Annotated in this window: 15 protein-coding genes; 9 read left to right on the top strand and 6 right to left on the bottom strand. The window is 32.0% G+C overall.

The window, feature by feature from the left end:
* Positions 1–4: 4 nt before the first annotated feature.
* The 3 genes from OIU83_RS05345 to OIU83_RS05335 all read right to left on the bottom strand — a co-directional run bounded on the left by OIU83_RS05345 (position 5) and on the right by OIU83_RS05335 (position 5,146).
* A complete protein-coding gene (locus OIU83_RS05345; RefSeq protein WP_264205239.1) occupies positions 5–3,364 on the bottom strand; it encodes a SusC/RagA family TonB-linked outer membrane protein in 3,360 nt (1,119 codons plus the stop codon).
* Between the two features lie 10 nt (positions 3,365–3,374).
* The gene (locus tag OIU83_RS05340) at positions 3,375–4,475 is read right to left on the bottom strand and encodes a FecR family protein (protein ID WP_264205238.1); all 1,101 of its coding nucleotides are present in this window, start codon (positions 4,473–4,475) and stop codon (positions 3,375–3,377) included.
* A 71-nt stretch (positions 4,476–4,546) separates the two neighbouring features.
* Positions 4,547–5,146: an RNA polymerase sigma-70 factor gene (locus tag OIU83_RS05335; RefSeq protein ID WP_264205237.1), complete on the bottom strand. Its 600-nt coding sequence runs from the start codon at positions 5,144–5,146 to the stop codon at positions 4,547–4,549.
* Between the two features lie 377 nt (positions 5,147–5,523).
* Between OIU83_RS05335 and OIU83_RS05330 the strand changes: the two genes are divergently transcribed.
* From OIU83_RS05330 to OIU83_RS05315, 4 genes are all read left to right on the top strand, one after another.
* The gene (locus OIU83_RS05330; RefSeq protein ID WP_264205236.1) at positions 5,524–6,198 is read left to right on the top strand and encodes a response regulator transcription factor; all 675 of its coding nucleotides are present in this window, start codon (positions 5,524–5,526) and stop codon (positions 6,196–6,198) included.
* Position 6,199: 1 nt separating this feature from the next.
* Positions 6,200–7,588: a HAMP domain-containing sensor histidine kinase gene (locus tag OIU83_RS05325; RefSeq protein ID WP_264205235.1), complete on the top strand. Its 1,389-nt coding sequence runs from the start codon at positions 6,200–6,202 to the stop codon at positions 7,586–7,588.
* Between the two features lie 77 nt (positions 7,589–7,665).
* Positions 7,666–8,388 (top strand): hypothetical protein, encoded by a 723-nt coding sequence (locus OIU83_RS05320; protein ID WP_264205234.1) that lies wholly within the window; start codon positions 7,666–7,668, stop codon positions 8,386–8,388.
* Between the two features lie 66 nt (positions 8,389–8,454).
* Positions 8,455–9,378: a bestrophin family protein gene (locus tag OIU83_RS05315; RefSeq protein WP_264205233.1), complete on the top strand. Its 924-nt coding sequence runs from the start codon at positions 8,455–8,457 to the stop codon at positions 9,376–9,378.
* An 88-nt stretch (positions 9,379–9,466) separates the two neighbouring features.
* Here OIU83_RS05315 and OIU83_RS05310 read toward each other — a convergent pair whose 3' ends face one another.
* Both OIU83_RS05310 and OIU83_RS05305 read right to left on the bottom strand, forming a co-directional pair.
* Positions 9,467–10,072 (bottom strand): DNA-3-methyladenine glycosylase family protein, encoded by a 606-nt coding sequence (locus OIU83_RS05310; RefSeq protein WP_264205232.1) that lies wholly within the window; start codon positions 10,070–10,072, stop codon positions 9,467–9,469.
* Positions 10,073–10,116: 44 nt separating this feature from the next.
* Positions 10,117–10,476, bottom strand: a complete 360-nt coding sequence (locus tag OIU83_RS05305) for a hypothetical protein (protein ID WP_264205231.1) — start codon at positions 10,474–10,476, stop codon at positions 10,117–10,119.
* Positions 10,477–11,009: 533 nt separating this feature from the next.
* Between OIU83_RS05305 and OIU83_RS05300 the strand changes: the two genes are divergently transcribed.
* From OIU83_RS05300 to OIU83_RS05285, 4 genes are all read left to right on the top strand, one after another.
* A complete protein-coding gene (locus tag OIU83_RS05300; protein WP_264205230.1) occupies positions 11,010–11,882 on the top strand; it encodes a helix-turn-helix domain-containing protein in 873 nt (290 codons plus the stop codon).
* Positions 11,883–12,067: 185 nt separating this feature from the next.
* On the top strand, positions 12,068–12,484 hold the full coding sequence (locus OIU83_RS05295) for a (R)-mandelonitrile lyase (protein ID WP_264205229.1): 417 nt from the start codon (positions 12,068–12,070) through the stop codon (positions 12,482–12,484).
* 184 nt (positions 12,485–12,668) lie between these two features.
* The gene (locus OIU83_RS05290; RefSeq protein ID WP_264205228.1) at positions 12,669–13,073 is read left to right on the top strand and encodes a cupin domain-containing protein; all 405 of its coding nucleotides are present in this window, start codon (positions 12,669–12,671) and stop codon (positions 13,071–13,073) included.
* A gap of 159 nt (positions 13,074–13,232) precedes the next feature.
* Positions 13,233–14,288, top strand: a complete 1,056-nt coding sequence (locus tag OIU83_RS05285; RefSeq protein ID WP_264205227.1) for an NAD(P)-dependent alcohol dehydrogenase — start codon at positions 13,233–13,235, stop codon at positions 14,286–14,288.
* A gap of 70 nt (positions 14,289–14,358) precedes the next feature.
* Here the strand turns inward: OIU83_RS05285 and OIU83_RS05280 are convergent, their stop codons facing one another.
* Positions 14,359–15,246 (bottom strand): SAM hydrolase/SAM-dependent halogenase family protein, encoded by an 888-nt coding sequence (locus OIU83_RS05280; protein WP_264205226.1) that lies wholly within the window; start codon positions 15,244–15,246, stop codon positions 14,359–14,361.
* A 221-nt stretch (positions 15,247–15,467) separates the two neighbouring features.
* Here OIU83_RS05280 and OIU83_RS05275 point away from each other — a divergent pair, with 221 nt between their 5' ends.
* Positions 15,468–18,131 carry a TonB-dependent receptor gene (locus OIU83_RS05275; protein WP_264205225.1) on the top strand — a complete coding sequence of 888 codons (2,664 nt, stop codon included), beginning with the start codon at positions 15,468–15,470 and terminating at the stop codon, positions 18,129–18,131.
* The last annotated feature ends 73 nt before the right edge of the window (positions 18,132–18,204 follow it).

Below are 18,204 nucleotides of genomic sequence, written 5' to 3'. Positions count from 1 at the left end.
CTTTTTAAAATTTAGTATTAATTCCACAAGAAATAGTTCTGGCTTGTGGATAAGTGTAGCTAAGTTCTTGGATGCCATTCATTCCCGAAGGGCTTTTTTCTTTGTACCAATAAAGCACATTAGAAACATCTGCAAAAACGGTTAGTGAGTCCAGAAAAGTATTTTTTACAGGGACATTATAACTTAAATTAATGTTGCTTATTTTTATGTAAGATGCATCATAAACGTACTTACTCATGTTTACCAATAAATTATTATTACTAGGTGTAGGTTGGGAAACAATATCTCCTGGATTTCTCCAATAGTCATATGCATTTACAGACATATTTCGGTTTGATGTAGTGCTATATTTTGAAATTATCTGGTCGGAAATTAATTTATCACCACCCCATTGAAAAGCTCCTGTTATCGAAAGAGTGATGCTATTATTAAACGAAAATCTATTGCTAAAACCTCCAAAAGCTTTGGGTTGTTGATCTCCAATTGGTTCCCAGTCGGATACAGAAAACAAACTTTTATAGGTTGCCGAATCATAAATTTGACCATTTTTTTTAATCAGGTCTCTACCAGTTGCAGGGTCAACACCTACCCAGTTTAATCCCCAAATAGTGGTTGTACTGTAACCTATTTTTTGAGCAAGCGCAATATTTGCTTCTGAGTAATCGCTTCCTAAACCTACCAAATCGGTTACTTTATTGTCCACGGTAGAGATATTAAAGGATGTAGTCCATTTAAATTTACCTTTTTGTAACCATTTAATTCTTGTTGTTAATTCAAAACCTTTATTATACATACTTGCAGCATTTAATTGTAAAGTTGCATATCCGGTTTCTGTGGGAATATCTCGACTTGTTATTAAATCGCTTAGATTATCATAGTAATATTCTAATGAAAGTTCTATCGTGTTAAATACATTAAAGTCAACTCCAGCATTAAATTTGGTATTTTTTTCCCAGCTCAAATTTCCATTTGGAGCATCGCTTGCATTAGCGTAAGATTCACCGTTGTATCCGTTTTGTGAAATAGTGTATAACCCTTTTGATCTATAAGAACCAATTCTTGAATTACCTGTAGAACCATAGCTTACTTTTAGTTTTAAGAAGTCAATCCATGAACTTGATTTCAATAAGTCTTCATTACTCATTATCCATGCAAGACCTGCACCGCTATTAAAAGCCACATTTGTATCGTTTCCAAAAACTGAGCTTTCGTCTCTTCTAAAATTCCCTAAGAGAAAATATTTCTTCTTATAATTATAATTGATTTGAGAAAAAAAGGAAACTCTGGAATTATAATTAATATCATCGTGAAAGACTTGTTTTGCTTTTGTTTCATCTGCAGGAGTTAAAATATTATCATCCTGAATAGCATCTTCAATATTATTAATCACATTTGGGTTTACAAAACCTGATGCTGTTGCATAATTAAAATTGGTTTTTTCTTCAGAAAGTTCAAATCCTACAACACCATCAATACCATTATTTTTATTGATTTGTTTATCGAATAACATTTGCCCTTGCCAGTTCCATTTGGTAGAATTTCGTTTATTATAAAGCCTTCTTCCCCAATTAGGATAAGTGATACCACCTAAAGTAAAAGTTCCGTTATTTTGTCCGCTTTCATTCTCGCCCGAAAAGTATCGATCCTGAACTTTATCCTTATAATCCATTCCGAATAAGGTTACGAATTTTATGTTTTTATTCAATTCATATCCTAAATTCAAACTTCCTAAAATCCCATAGGTTTCGGTTTCGTTTTTGTTTTGAGCAATTGCTGCCAATGGATTTCCTCCAGTTGAACCTCCTACTACCCCTAAGTTTGAATAAGTTCCATCTTCATTATATGGAGATAGGGTAGGCAAGTAGGCAAAATCATAATAGATATTCGGAGCATCTTTTTTAATGAAACTTGGATTTAGTGATAAATTTATTTCCCATTTAGATTGTCTGTACCCCAAATTTATTCCCGCATTCATTTGTTTGGTCGTGTTCCCTAATTGTGGTTCATCAATGTTTAAATAGGTTAAATTCGTACGGTACGAGAACTTGGAAGTAGCTCCGGAAACGCTAAAGTTATACTTGTTATAAAGCCCTGTATTATTCAATAAACCAAACCAGTCCGTATCAATTCCATTATATGATACAGGAACATAACCTGAAGAAGTATTTTTTAAATAATCATTTCTAAGCTCCGTATATTGAGCTCCATTTAAATATTTAATTTGATTAATAGCCGATGAAACTCCAAGCTGATTGGAAAAACTGAATTTGGCTTTTCCGAGTTTTCCTTTTTTGGTTGTAATTAATATTACTCCATTGGCACCATCGGCACCATAAATACCTACTGCGGCAGCATCTTTTAGTACTGTAAAACTTTCTATATTGTCTGGGGATATCATCGCCAAAGGATTGGATAAATTTTCTCCACTAACTCCACTTGCATTAAAGAAGTTGTTATCAATACCTGTTTCCTCGGTCATTATTATACCATCAACAATGATAAGGGGTTGTGTTGAAGTTCCAAGAAGTTTACCGCTTAAAGGCATTAAACTTCCCTGTCCGCGAATATTTATTTTAACAGGACCACCAATTCCAGAAGTATTTTCGATTAAAACACCGGCAATTTGCCCTTCGAGCATCTTATCTATGCTTTCCGAAGCTTGCTGTACGGGAATATCCTTGGCATTTATGGTCGATATACTACCTACAATTTCTTCTTTTAGTTTTTTGGTTCCATAAGATGAAGTAATTACAACCTGATTTAACTCATCTGTAAACTCCTCCATATAAAATGTAAACTCACTATTGTTTTCTACTTTTCGGGTTTGTGTTTCCATTCCCAAATGCTGCACTTCTAATACTGTATTTTTAATATTTGAGCCTTTTAACATATATACAAATACGCCATTAAGATCTGTAATTGCACCCATTCCAGTTCCTTTTATTCGAACAGTTGCACCCGAAAGAGGAAATTTGTCTTTGGCACTCAATACAGTTCCTTTTATATATCTTTCGGTTTCTTGTAAAGCAATTTTTTCAGAATTGGGCGTATTGGCAATTAATAAAACCTGTTCTTTTTGGATGTAAAAAGAGATGTTTTTTCCGTTAAATACTTTGGTTAAAACAGTTTCCAGATCGACATTTTCAACACTAATACTTGCCATCTGACCGACATCTATTTTTCGTGCATTATATATTATTCTATAATTACTTTGCTGCTCAATAGTTTTAATAATGTAGCTAAGTGGTTGATCTTTTATATTTAATGTGATTGTTTTGGTTTGAGAATATCCTTCCAAACACGAAAAGAGGATCCCTAAGAAAAGCAGTGTTTTCCTTAAGTTATTGCGTAATGTAAATGTCATTAGGATTAAATTATTGGTTTGTAATTGTTATGGTATTTAGTTTTCTTGAGTACTTAAATGGAGTATCCCGCTTTAATAATTCCAAAATATTTTCGACACTGGATTCTTTGATATTAATTGTACCAGTGAAATTTTGATGTGCCAAATCGGTGTTATCATTTATAATAGTAACATCATAAGCACGTTCAATTATTTTGGTTATTGTTATAAATGGAGTATCCTTAAAGGCAAGTTCTCCCTTAATCCAAGCGGTATAAAAACCAGAATCAACAGTTTGTTTTGAGAATTTTTTGGAATTGTTTTTCCAGATCACTTTTTCATCTGGAGCAAGAATAATATTGTTTGATGGGTTTTCGTTTTCATACATACGGATGCTTCCTTCGATCAAAACGCTATTTAATGTATTATCATCCGGATAGGCAGTTACATTAAATTTTGTTCCAAGTACCTCGATTGCAACTTCGTCTGAATGCACAATAAAGGGATGTTGTTTGTCTTTGGCAACATCAAAGAAAGCTTCACCGGTTAAATACACTTTTCTTTTCCCATTAATCCCAAATTGTTCGGGGTATTTTAATGTGGTTCCGGAATTTAAAGTAACAACGGTTCCATCAGATAGTGTAATTTTATATCTTTTGCCGTAAGGTATTTTAAGTGTATTGTAGTTTACTTTTTCATCGGCTACTTTGCCTTGATATACAATTTCGGCAGCATATTTTCTGGCAATTAAATCACCCTTTGCATTTAGTATATTTCGTTGGTTATCTTTTGTGATATATTCAATGTTTCCATTGCTTAATTCAAGGACAATCTCTTTTGAAGATTGTTTATTTTCGTCTCCAAAAAATATAGATTTCCCTAAGGCAATAAGTACTAGCAGGATTGCAGCATATTTAAAGAAAGTGATTATTTTCTTTTGGACTATTTTCTGGAGTTCTTTAGGTTTATTAGACCAAATATTTCCCGAAAAGGCCGAAATTGCCCAAGCCTGTTTTAAGGTAATAAACTGTTTCTTGTTTTTTTTGGAGGTTTCTATCCATTCAAATACGAGTAGTACTTCTTCTTCGGTAGCTTCGTTGGCTAGATATTTATAAATCAATTCGGATATCATATTCTCTTCTTAGTTTAAACTTGTGCTTTAAGTAAGTACACCTGAGAATTGAAATACCCTATCTTTTATTTTTAATTATTACAAATAAAAATTGCTGCCAGGAAAATATAATCAGATAATTTATTCTTTAAAACCTTCAAAGCCTTTGTCATATGGGCTTCGACAGCTTTTACTGTAATTCCCATTTCTTCGGCTATTTCTGAATTTTTTTTATTTTCAAAACGTTTCTTTATAAAAACTTCTCTTGTTTTTGGAGGAAGTTCATTTATAGATTTATTAATCAGTATTTCTAGTTCTGATAATTCGAGGGTATCAAATTGAAAAGAATTTAGAATTTCAATGTCTAATAATCGCTCTTTTTGATTCAAGAGATCGTTCTTAAATTTATCTTTAACCTTATTGTGTCTTATCATATTTAAACATTTCGATTTGGTAAACGTGTATAGATAAGATTGAATACCATTTGATGATTCAATGTTTTCTCTATTTTGCCATAAATTTATAAATGATTCCTGAGCAATATTCTCAGCTTCATCTGCATCATAAACAAACTGAATGCTAAAAGCTTTTATTTTGGTAAAGTATTTTTCATAAAAATATTTAAACGCTAGTTCGTCTCCCTCCTTAAAGGATTTAAAAATATTTAACTCAAGATTGTTAATAATATTCATGGAAATATAACTCTGTTGCAGAGTGAAACTATTTAATTAAAATGTTTTGGAAAGCATGCAAATATAAAAATATTATTTATACTCAGTCTAAATAATTGAAATATAATTATAAATTTGCAGCAACAAATAGAGAGTAATATCGTTGTATAAATGATTTAACAGTCATTATATGCTTAAAATACCTACTTATAAAATATTAATTATGCTGTTTTTTAAACTTAATTTGTATTTTATTTTATGTTTTTAATGTGTTGATTTTTAATTACATATGGATGTTTTTATGACTTTTTTCAGGAGGTGTTAACCTATTAAAGAAAGTAAAAAAGATTGAATTTTAAATTCAATTCCTATTTTTGTTAACAATACATTAAATTAAAATGAAATTACTCATAGTCGAAGACGAACCCAATCTTTTATCAATTTTACGAAAAGGCTTTGCAGAGAACAACAACGATGTAAGCGTTGCTCTTGACGGGAAAACAGCTTTAGAAATGATTAATAATTATCATTTTGATGTAGTTATTTTGGATATAATGCTTCCGGATGTTAATGGAATAGAAATATGCCGAAGATTGCGTGCAAGTAAAATTTTTGTTCCCATTTTGCTGCTTACAGCTCTAGGAACATCCGAAAATATTATTACAGGATTAAATGCCGGAGCCGATGATTATTTGGTAAAGCCGTTTAAATTCGGTGAATTGGATGCACGTGTAAATGCTTTAAACAGGAGAGCAAGTCAGGAAAACGAGAAAGTCGATACCATAACAATAAGCGATTTAGAAATTAATGGCAAAGCCAAAACGGTTAGAAGAGGAGAACAGTTACTAATATTAACGGCAAAAGAATTTAAATTACTTTATTATCTCGCGAAAAATTCGGGAACTATTGTTTCTCGAGGACAAATTTTGGATAATGTTTGGGATATTAATTTCGACATGAATACAAACGTTGTGGATGTTTATATTACCTATTTAAGAAAAAAAATTGACAAACCATTTGAAACCAAACTCATTCATACCATAAAAGGGTTGGGGTATACTATTAAATCATAAAATGAATATTAGAAAAAAAATCACATTTACTTATATTGCTCTTTCTACTTTTAGCGCGCTGCTATTATGTATTGTTGTGCTATTTTTATTTAAAGCCAATAACCAATACTATTTTTTAAAGCGCCTTGAAGACAGAGCCAAAATTGTTGCATCGATACATTTTCAAAAAGATCCTGAAAAAATAAAATATTACAGTGAACTTAAAAAAAATGGACTTGAAGAACTAATCGAAGAGCAGGAGTTTGTTTTAAAAGTAAATAGTGAAAGTAGTTTTGAATACAATACTAATCTCAATTTGCCAAATGAATTCTATAGCACAATCTTAAAAACAGGTAAGGATTGGTTTGAACAGGATAATAAATATTATCTAGGACAAATATTTGAAGAAAATGGTCAAAAATACATTGTAATTGTTGCTGCAAGAGATAAAAAAGGAAGCACGACTACCGTTTTTATTATAAAAATAATGCTTTTTGGAGGGATGTGCTTTGTAATCCTGGCTTATTTTCTGGGGCGAATTCTTGCAAAGAGAGTTATAAATCCTGTAGCCAGAATTACCAGAGAGGTTAATAGAATTAGTGCTTCTAATCTTCATAACAGATTACCGGAGGTTAAAAACTCGGATGAACTTTCGGATCTTACAGCAACATTTAATGATATGCTGGATCGATTGGAAACATCATTTGAGATACAAACCAATTTTATCAATAATGCATCTCATGAATTAAAAACGCCAATAACAACTATTATTGCCGAGTCGGAGATTATGCTGCTTAAAGAAAGAGATCCTAAGGAATATATAGAATCATTGGAGAATATTTATAATCAGGCTTCGAGATTAGGAAGCTTAACGGAGAGTTTATTAAAGCTTACACAAACAGGTTATGATGGTAAAAAACAAGTTTTGGATATTACCCGAATCGATGAGTTATTGATGACTGTAAAATCGGATCTTGATAAAATTTTCCCTGATAATAAAGTTAGTATTAAACTTAATTTTGCTCCCACGGATTCCAATCTTTTATTAATTCCTTGTAACCGACCTTTATTAGAGTTGGCTATAAATAATATTATTACAAATGGTGTGAAATATTCAGATAATAATGAGGTTTTTGTATCGCTTACAGCAAATGAAGAATCAATTAAAATTGCAATAAACGATATCGGTATTGGTATTCCACCTGAAGATATTCCGCATTTATACGAACCTTTCTTTAGAGGGAAAATTGCGGCAAAATACATTGGTTATGGTTTAGGGCTTCCATTGGCAATGAAAATCATCCGTATGCATGGAGGAGAATTGCAAGTACAATCCGAGCAAAATAAAGGGACTATGGTTACTATAATCTTTAAAAAATGCAACATTAAAAATTCTAATGTTAATTCTTAGGAAATTCTAATTTTATATTAGGGAACTTCTAATGTTGGACTGGTTATTTTGTAGGTATAAATCAAACAATTATACTTATGAAAAATTTTTTAATCCCTACGACTTTAAAAGAAGATACTATTGGTGCTGTAAAATTGGCTATTTATCAAGCCAAAGAAACCGATTGTGAAATTATCCTAATGATGCTTTCGGAAATTCCGGACACTTATTCTACGTCTAATTTTTTAAGAACAATGAGAGTTAGTTTAACTAATACTCAAGAAGAAGTTTTGGAAATATGCAGACATATTGTTGGTAATACGGGCAATTGCAAGATTAAAATTCACAATCAATACGGAATTTCTTCCCCTATTTTTAAGAGAATAATTAATACTTTTTCTGTAAAATTAATTATTCTTCCTCATTCTTATAAGCAAGAAACCAAAAGAATACACGATCATTTAGTGCAGTTGGCAGGAAACCAAAGATGTCCTATTTTACATTTAGGAACAGAGCCTAGCAAAGACGATTTTAATAAAGCATTATATATTGAAAATGCACAACAAAATATCCATGTAAAAGATGTTCAACAGTTTATAAGCGAGAATTTTTCGTTTGAAATAGTTAGTCAAACTAAGAATTTTGATGACAACATCGAAGAATTTGCTCCACATTTAAACGAGGTTATTTCCAAAAATCATATCGATTTACTGGTTCAGACTCGCAAGGCTGAGAAAATTAAATTTAAAAAAACTAAGAACGAGACTATTAATGATTTATTCGGTCTTCCTGTTTTATCACTTTATGAAGAATTAGTTTAATTCTTTATGCAAAAAAGCAAGTTTAATTTAAAGCCAAAATAGATGCTGTTAAAAAAGAGAATTCCAATGAAATATGTTCTTGGGAAAATTAAAGTTGAACTTTTCCTTGTTACTACTTATGCTATATTATTTGAGATTTTCCACCATTATTTCCTTAATATTTCTGTAGATATTCCTATTGCTGTGCCTACTATTATTGGTACAATTATATCATTATTATTAGCGTTTAAATCCAATCAGGCATATGATAGATGGTGGGAAGCAAGGATTATATGGGGATCGATAGTAAATGAGTCCAGAACGCTGGTTCGTCAAGTAATTACATTTTATAAAGACCCGGATTTTTCGGTTCAGGCAAATGATTTCAAAGAAAAATTTGCCAAAAGACAAATCGCATGGTGTTATAGCCTGGGACAATCATTAAGAAATAAAGATGCCATAAAACCTATTAAATCCTTTTTAAGTGAGGAAGAATTGCGCTTTGTTAAAAATCATCAGCATATTCCTAATGCAATTTTAATGTTGCACGCAAGAGATCTTCGAAACGCAAGTCAGGAAGAAAAGTTAAACGTTTTTCAACAAGTAGAGATTGATAATACTTTAACAAGATTGTGTGATGCTATGGGTAAATGTGAGCGAATAAAAAATACTATTTTCCCAACAACTTATAGTATGTATATCAGGTTTACATTGTGTTTATTTATCCTTTTATTGCCTTTTGGATTAAATAGTATGTTAAGCTGGTTTGCGATACCATTAATAATTACAATTGGTGCTGCATTTTTCCTTATCGAAAAAATGGCAATTCATTTGCAAGATCCTTTCGAAAACAGACCAACAGATACTCCTGTTACAGCAATTTCGAACGTAATAGAAAAAAATCTTATGCAAATGATACATGAATATCGTAATGAATTTGCTTTCTTAGAAGATTTAGATGTAAAAACAACTGTAGAAAGAAAAGAAAGTAATGCCTATTTTATTCTGTAATGAGAGATGCATTTTTAATTAGAGGCAATCGTTTTTTTATGTCTCACAACGTATAATGCAAGACGATAAAGTTTTGCATTATATGTTTTTATATTTGGTCTTTCCACCTCCATAAATGCAGGCAGGCATAAGTTCTATAAGGACTCCACGGTTGTGATAAACGAATAATCTCTTGGTTGAATTTTTTCTTATCGGTTTTGTCCAGATTAAATAAAACAGCCATTTTATTGCGTATTATTAAATCATCGGCAGAAAAAACATCTTCGCGACCTAAAGCAAACATGAGTAAATTTTGTGCAGACCATTTGCCAATTCCTTTTATGGAAGTAACCAAATCAATGATTTCCTGATCTGTCATCTCAATAAACTTATCATAATCTAATCCGTGATCGAGATCAAATTGTGCCACGTTTTTTATATAACTTACCTTTGGTTTTGATAAACCAATTGCATGTAATCTTTCATCGGTAGTTTCTATAATTTGCAAAGAATTAGGCTCTAAACCGTCATAAATATCAAGAAAACGTTTTAAAAACACATCACCAACTTTGGCAGATAATTGCTGATTGATAATCGAAGTATATAAAAATTGAGGAAGATTAGTATTCATTTTAAGCTCACGATGTTCGGCATCTATAAGTACTTTTTGGAATGCAGGATCTTTTGAAAGATGAGAGATATATGGATGTGCCATTTTATTATTTTTTAAACGTATTAAATATGTTTTGTAGTTAAGAGTTATTTACCAACCTGGTGAATAGGCCTGAAACGTAAGGCACTCCAGGTTTCGTTAATAGAAACAGCTGTTACGGTTGTAATACCAAATTCTTCACCAGTTACACGAATCGTATCCCTATTTATGTCGGTTTTAATCTTTGAAGTTCCTTTAGGATATGCAAACCATAAAACACTATCAAACTCAATATTTTTTAAATCATCTTTAAGAAAATCTAAATACTCTTTGTTATTATTGATAAATACCAATGTGTTTGTACTCTTTATTTTCTTATCGAGGGTTGTTTTAAAACCAAGTTTTTTTAATTCTTCTTCAATTACAATTGGAGCATTAAGAACAATTGCAGTATCTCTGAATTTCAATTTTTTGACTACATCCAACATAATTTATTCTATTGCTTAGTTTGACTTATGCTAATATATGTATTTATTCTTTTTAACCAGTTGGGTGTAATTCATGAAAATTTCATTTGATATATTTCTACCACAGATTTCAAGAAAGTGCGTTTGGTTCTTTGACAAAGAGTTGCTAACTTAAATTGTCAATAATGGGACGCGGATGAAACGGATTTACAAAAGTAAAGCAGCAGATTAAAAACTGATTTTAAAATAATCAAAAATAAAATCCGTTTAATCCGTGTTTTGGCCTTAGCGAATCCGCATAATCTGCGTTTCTTTGGCAAAGTGTTAGATAGAATTAAAGAATTACAATGAACAGAGATTTTTTTACCACAAAGTAATTGCAAAGCACACAAAGCTTAGCGAACTTAGTGTAAAACTTGGCGTTCTTTGCGGTTAATATTCTGAATAGGAATAAAAGGAAAGGGGAGAGGAGAATCTAAAAATACCCGTATTATTTAAGATTATTTTATATTTGATTTTCTTAACTTTGCAGTATGGATGATCAAATTATTTCTCAGGCTTCGGATTTTAACACCAATGACTTAAAGTTAAAAGGCTTTAAAGTTTATGAGGTAAAAAGCGGTATTAATTCAGTTCCTACTTATAATCGTAGGGACTTTTATAAGATATGTATTAATACAAGTAAAAGTCTTATTCATTATGCCGACAGAGGAATTGAAACCGATGGTACAATATTATTTTTTGGGAATCCACATATTCCGTACTCTTGGGAAATTAAATCGCCATCTCATAATGGATACGCATGTGTTTTTACAGAAGATTTTATAAAAAAACAAGATCGTTCCCAAAGTCTTAATGAATCTCCATTGTTTAAGATTGGGGGAACTCCGATATTTACATTAACAACTGAGCAGGAGGTTTTTATAGCTTCAATGTTTAAAAAAATGCTTTCGGAGCAAGATACCGATTATATATTTAAAGATGATTTAATTCGCAATTACATCAACCTTATTATACATGAGGCACTTAAAATGCAGCCGACAGAAAATTTCTTTAAACATAAAAATGCTTCTTCCAGGATAACATCGCTTTTTATTGAACTTCTGGAAAGACAATTTCCAATCGAGACAAAAAATCAGCCGCTTAAGTTAAAAACACCACAAGATTATGCCCAAAACCTTGCTGTACATGTAAATCACCTTAATCGCTCGGTAAGAGAAATTACAGGAAAATCTACCACAGCACATATTACCGAAAGAATAATAGGAGAAGCAAAAGCATTGTTGCAACATACAGATTGGAGCATTGCCGATATCGGATATTCATTAGGATTCGAATATCCAAGCTACTTTAATAATTACTTTAAAAGGCTTACAGGAACGGTACCTAAAACTTTAAGAGTTTAGATTGTTTGATATTCTTAATTTTTTGTTTGATAATCGTTATATCTGAATGTCTTTGCCAAAGTACATTTGCACAGAAATAATTAGTATTAACCAATATTAGATTGCTTAACTAAATCATCAAGGTTTTAAGACATTGATAACTTCTTCAAATTTAGTTTACAACTGATGTATAAAACAGAACAATTATGAAAACAAACCAAAATCAATTAAACGATACTATTTTTCCAAAAGGAGATGCAGCATCGGCAGACTATTTTACAGGTAGTGCTTGGGTAAAAATGCTTGTTCCGGACGATAGAAGTTTTAATACCGTTATAGGGAATGTAGTTTTTGAACCTGGCGCAAGAAATAACTGGCATACACATCCTGGAGGTCAAATTCTTATTGTTACGCACGGAATAGGTTATTATCAAGAAGAAGGAAAGCCTATTCAGTTACTTAATATAGGTGATGTTGTTACTATTCTACCAAATATTAAGCACTGGCATGGAGCATCTCCAGAAAGCGAATTTACCCATATAGCAATAAGTACCAATACTCAAAATGGTATTGTAGACTGGCTGGAAAGAGTAACTGATGAACAATACAATAGCTTTAAATAATATTAAAGTAAAGGTGTGTTGTTTTATTATTCAATGAATAACTATAAGCAAATATTAAAGGCATAATATTATTTTTTTCTCAATGTTGTGACAAGAAAAATATTTTGTAAATTACTGTCTTTAAGTTTGTTGTGTTTTTGTGTTGAATAAATGTTAAATTAAACTACAATAAAAAACTATTTTTATGTCAACACATTATACTACCATTATAGAAGAAGGGATAGTCCCTAATAAATACACTACTGGTGAAGTTTCTTTTAAAAAACGTACTAGTGATATTCAGCCACGTAATACTGCGATAAAAGAAGTTGCCTTCGAACCTGGTTCGAGAAATAATTGGCATACAAATACGGCTTTGCAATTACTTGTTGCTACAGAAGGTGTAGGATATTTTCAAGAAAGAGGTAATCCTATACGACTAATCTGTAAAGGAGAAGTTCTTACCATTTTACCAGGAGTTGAACACTGGTATGGTGCAACGCCAGATAATCGATTCTCGCATATAGCAATTATTACCGAGATTGATAAAGGTATTGGAACTTGGATGGAACAAGTAACTGATGAAGAATACAATAGCTTTACAAAATAATACTACAGCTTTTTCTTGAACTTATAGCAGATGATATTAAGGATATAGAAATCGCTGCTGCAAAAGTAAAAATAGAAGACTTACGTTACTTTAAGTATTTGTAAAAAGCAGATAAATAAACTATACAAAAAACAATTATAACTATAGATTACTAAAATTATGGAAACAAAAAGCATAAAAGCCTTTGGTACAGTAGCTGCCGATGCGCCATTAAAAACATTAGATATTAAGCGTAGAACTGTAACTGCGCATGACGTTGAGATCGAAATCTTATACTGCGGTATCTGCCATTCCGATTTGCATTCGGCTAGAAATGAATGGCACGGTACAACTTACCCAATAGTTCCGGGACATGAAATTGTGGGTAGAGTGACCAAAGTAGGAGATCATGTAAAGAAATTTAAAGTAGGCGACCTGGCAGGTGTAGGTTGTATGGTCGATTCTTGTAGAGAATGTGAGCATTGTAAAGAAGATTTAGAGCAGTTTTGCGACTCAGGAAGTACACTTACATTTGATTCTCCAGACAAGCATCTTGGTGGTCAAACATTTGGTGGATACTCAGAGAGCGTTGTTGTAGATGAGAATTTTGTACTTCGCATATCCGATAAATTGAATCTTGCAGGTGTTGCTCCTTTACTTTGCGCGGGAATTACAACTTACTCGCCTTTAAAACACTGGAAAGTAGGGCCAGGGCAAAAAGTAGGTATCGTAGGTATTGGTGGTTTAGGACATATGGGAATTAAAATTGCAAAAGCAATGGGTGCTCATGTAGTGGTTTTTACAACTTCATTATCGAAAACGGAAGATGCTAAACGCTTAGGAGCAGATGAAGTAGTATTATCTACCGATCCAGAAGAAATGAAGAAACATGCCAAAAGCCTTCATTTTATTTTAGATTGTGTATCGGCTCAACATGATATCGATGCTTATTTAAATTTACTAAGAGTAGACGGAACTCTTACATTGGTTGGAGCTCCTATGGATCCACTTCCTGTAACGTCATTTAGCCTAATACTTGGCAGAAGAAGTTTCTCGGGTTCTCTTATCGGTGGAATTGCCGAAACTCAAGAAATGCTTGACTTTTGCGCTAAGCACAACATTATTGCCGATATTGAATTAATTGGCGTAAATGATGTAAATAATGCTTACGAAAGACTATTAAAAGGTGATATAAAATATCGTTTTGTAATCGATATGGCTTCTCTTAAAAACTAGCCAATTCCATAAAACATAAAAAGGTGTTCATTATAACGATGAACACCTTTTTTTATATAAGAAAATCAGATTATTTACTAAGTGAAATAGTCCAATTAGCTCCACTATAAATTTTATGTTTTTCTGAGAAACTGCCTTGGTTTACTGCCAATGAAAAGTTTAAAAGGCTATTAAAGTAAACTACATCAGTACCAACTTCTACTTCTCCAAAAGTATGTACTAGTTTTAATTTCCCTTCGTATACTTTTTTAGTTCCATTGAAAATTTGAACCTTAACAAAATCTCCTGCTTTTACATCTAAATTTGCAAAAGTTTTTTTATCGATATTTGTCCATACATTTCCATATTGAATATCCAGAATCGGAATTCCACCTTTGATAATTCCTTTTTCGAAAACTGGTTTTTGGTATTCAATTTTTACAACTTCATTTGGCAATTTTGGTCCTACCTGCTCAAATGTAATTGTTTTTGATGCTAAACGTGCTCCTGTAAATGCATATACATCACGTCCATGAAACGTATAAGATTCATTTGAATTCTGACGACGATTTTTTACTTCATCAATTTCACGGATTTCCTGAATTCCTAATTGTTCTGCAATTAAAGTTAAAGTTCCATTATCGGGAGTTACAAAATAATGACCCGATTTTGTCAATAAAACAACAGAATGTCTGGCTGTTCCAACTCCTGGATCACAAACTGAAACAAACACTGTTCCTGCTGGATAATATTGTGCCGTTTGTGATAGACGATAAGCAGCTTCCCAAATATTAAAGGCTGGAATTTCATGCGTTACATCGAATATTTTAAGATCGGTTGACACTCCAATTGCAACTCCTTTCATAGCAGATACTGCTCCATCTTTCAAACCAAAATCTGATTGAAAAACCAATACATTATTTTGTGAAAAACTATTAAAAGTTACTGCACACAAAAAAAGTAATAATCTTAATTTCATTTTTTTTCTCTTTTTAAAATTTAAGCAAAGATATTTTATTAAACTCATAAATAAACTCTTCTTCTCATAAAAAATAGGGTTTTATAAATCGATTTTGATTTTTTACAATTACATTTGCATTTTATTATTTAATTCTATATAAATAGTAGACAAATACCTTTTCTTTTGCCTATTTATGTAAATTAATTACCATTATATTATATCCAAAACCAAATTTATTTATGAGAAAAAAATTAAAAATTGTCATAACCGCAATTCTCACTTTATCGAGTACTTTGTTTTTTGCACAAAGCCATGAGATTAACGGAACCATTACAAATGAAAGTGGAAATCCTTTAGAGTTTGCAACGATCCTTATTAAAGGAACTAAAACCAGTGTTACAAGTGATGCTTTAGGAAAATTTAAAGTAACTTCTGCTGCGATTGCTCCGGTACTTATCATTACACAGTTTGGTTATGATACGAAAGAAGTTGTTGCAAAAGACCATATTATCATAATTCAGCTTGTTCAGGAAAATAATAATCTTGACGAAATTGTCGTGGTAGGAAGTAGAAACCCTAAGAAAAGCAAGCTTGAAACTGCAGTTCCTGTTGACGTTGTGAATTTAGCAAAAATTAGAAACATAACTCCGCAAACTTCAACAAATGATATATTGACTTACTTGATTCCATCTTTTAATTCAAGCCGCCAATCTTCATCTGATGGTACAGAACACATTGACCCTGCTTCATTAAGAGGTTTAGGCCCAGATCAGGTTTTGGTTTTAATTAATGGAAAAAGAAGGCACACAACTTCCTTAGTAAATTACCAAAATACAGTTGGAAACGGTTCTGTCGGAACAGATTTAAGCGCAATTCCGGCTTCGGCGATTAAGCGTATTGAAGTTTTGCGTGATGGTGCAGCGGCACAATATGGTTCTGATGCAATTGCGGGTGTAATCAATTTAGTTTTAAAAGATAATGTTGGTTTTGATGCCAATGTAACTTATGGCGGCACATCAAGAAATGATGGACAAACCACAAATTTGAATTTGAATTACGGAGCTAAAATTGGAAATAAAGGCGGTTTCATCAACTTAACGGCTGAATTTAACAATCGTGAGAAAACAAATCGTTCCCAAAACAATAACCTTATCATTTTTGATCAAACGTCTATAGGTAATGGTAACGGTACACTTTCTTATGATTTTGCTAATGATCCTGCTCAATCTCGTCAATTTGATGATAATTTATTGGCACAAAAGGGATTGAATCGTGACGATTTTAATTTTCAAATTGGAGATGCTAAAATCAAAAATATTCAAGGTTTCTTTAATGCATCAATTCCATTAAATGATCAAATCGAGTTTTATGCATCAGGTGGTATAAGTCATAGAAATGGAACTGGCTACGGATTTAGACGTTTGCCAAGTGAAACAGAAAATGTTGTATTCTCGATTTTTCCTTTGGGATTCCAACCTGAATTAAACTCCGTTGTAACGGATCTTTCTTCTTCTGTAGGTTTCAAATTTAAGTTTGGCGAATGGAAATTAGATTTAAGCAATACTATTGGGGAAAACAAATTTGTATATGATGTTTCCAATACCAATAACGTTTCGTTAGGCGATAATAGTCCAACAGATTTTAAAGCTGGAAATCACTCTTTCTTGCAAAGCACTGCAAATTTAGATGTTACCAGATTATATAAAGAAGTTTTTAATGGTTTAAATGTTGCTTTTGGAGGTGAATATCGTTTCGAAAAGTATAAAATCGTTGCTGGCGAAGAAGATTCTTATATCAATGGAGGAGCACAATCATTTCCTGGATTTTCTCCTTTAAATGCTGTAAATGAAAACAGAAAGAGTGTAGGGGTTTATGCAGATGTTGAAGCAGACGTTACGGAGAAACTATTAATAGGAGTTGCTGGTCGCTATGAAGATTTTACTGATTTTGGAAATACCTTAAACGGAAAATTATCTGCGAGATATAAAATTTTGGATAATCTTTTTATTCGTGGAGCTATAAGTACAGGATTTAGAGCACCATCATTACACCAACAATATTTTAATAATATCGCTACCGATATTGTAGATGGACAAATCTTAAATTCGGGTATTTTTAGAAACGATAGTGATGTTGCTAAAGAACTTGGGATTCCGAAATTAAAAGAAGAAACTTCTAGAAATTATAGCTTTGGAGTTGTTTTTTCTCCAACAAAGAAATTACATATTACTGCCGACTATTACCATATTAGAATTGATAACAGGATTATCTTAACCGGAAATTTAGGGAATGATGCATATGGAGATCCTGTTCCGGCACTTCGTGATTTGTTTGCTAATTATGGAGCTCAAACAGGGCGTTTCTTTACCAATGCAATCAATACAACTACCAACGGACTTGACTTAGTAATTGATTATGATATGAATGTAGGTGAAGGAAAATTGAATCTTTCGTTGTTGTACAACTATAATAATAATAAAGTTGATGATAAATTAAATAATATTCCAGCTTTATTTATTGGTCAGGAAGATGTGTATTACGGTCCTCAGGAGAGAAGTTTAATTGAGTCAAACACGCCAAAACACAAAGGAACTTTTGCAGTAAATTACAGTTTAAGCAAATGGAATTTCTTATTGAGAAACACCTATTTTGGAGAAGTTATTCGTGACGGATTCCCTTTTGGTGGTATTCAGAAACATAATGGAAAAGTAGTAACAGATTTAACTGTTGCTTACAAGATAACTCCAAAAATTCAGATTGCTTTAGGAGCCAACAATTTATTTGATGTTTTCCCAGATAGACAAATTTATGAAAATAGTTACTTTGGAGTATTTAAATATGCACCGGTACAAATGGGTACAACAGGAGCTTACTATTTTGGTAGAATGAGTTTTAGTTTGTAGTTTATTTAATCGCAAAGAGATTTAACCACAAAGGGAGCTAAGTTTAGGTTTAGGCAAAGTTCGCGAAGTTTTT

This window comes from Flavobacterium shii (genome assembly GCF_025847235.1).
In the GTDB taxonomy this organism is placed as follows: Bacteria; Bacteroidota; Bacteroidia; order Flavobacteriales; family Flavobacteriaceae; genus Flavobacterium; species Flavobacterium shii.
Note: the sequence above shows the minus strand (reverse complement) of the source record. Positions and strands in the feature narration are given on the sequence as shown.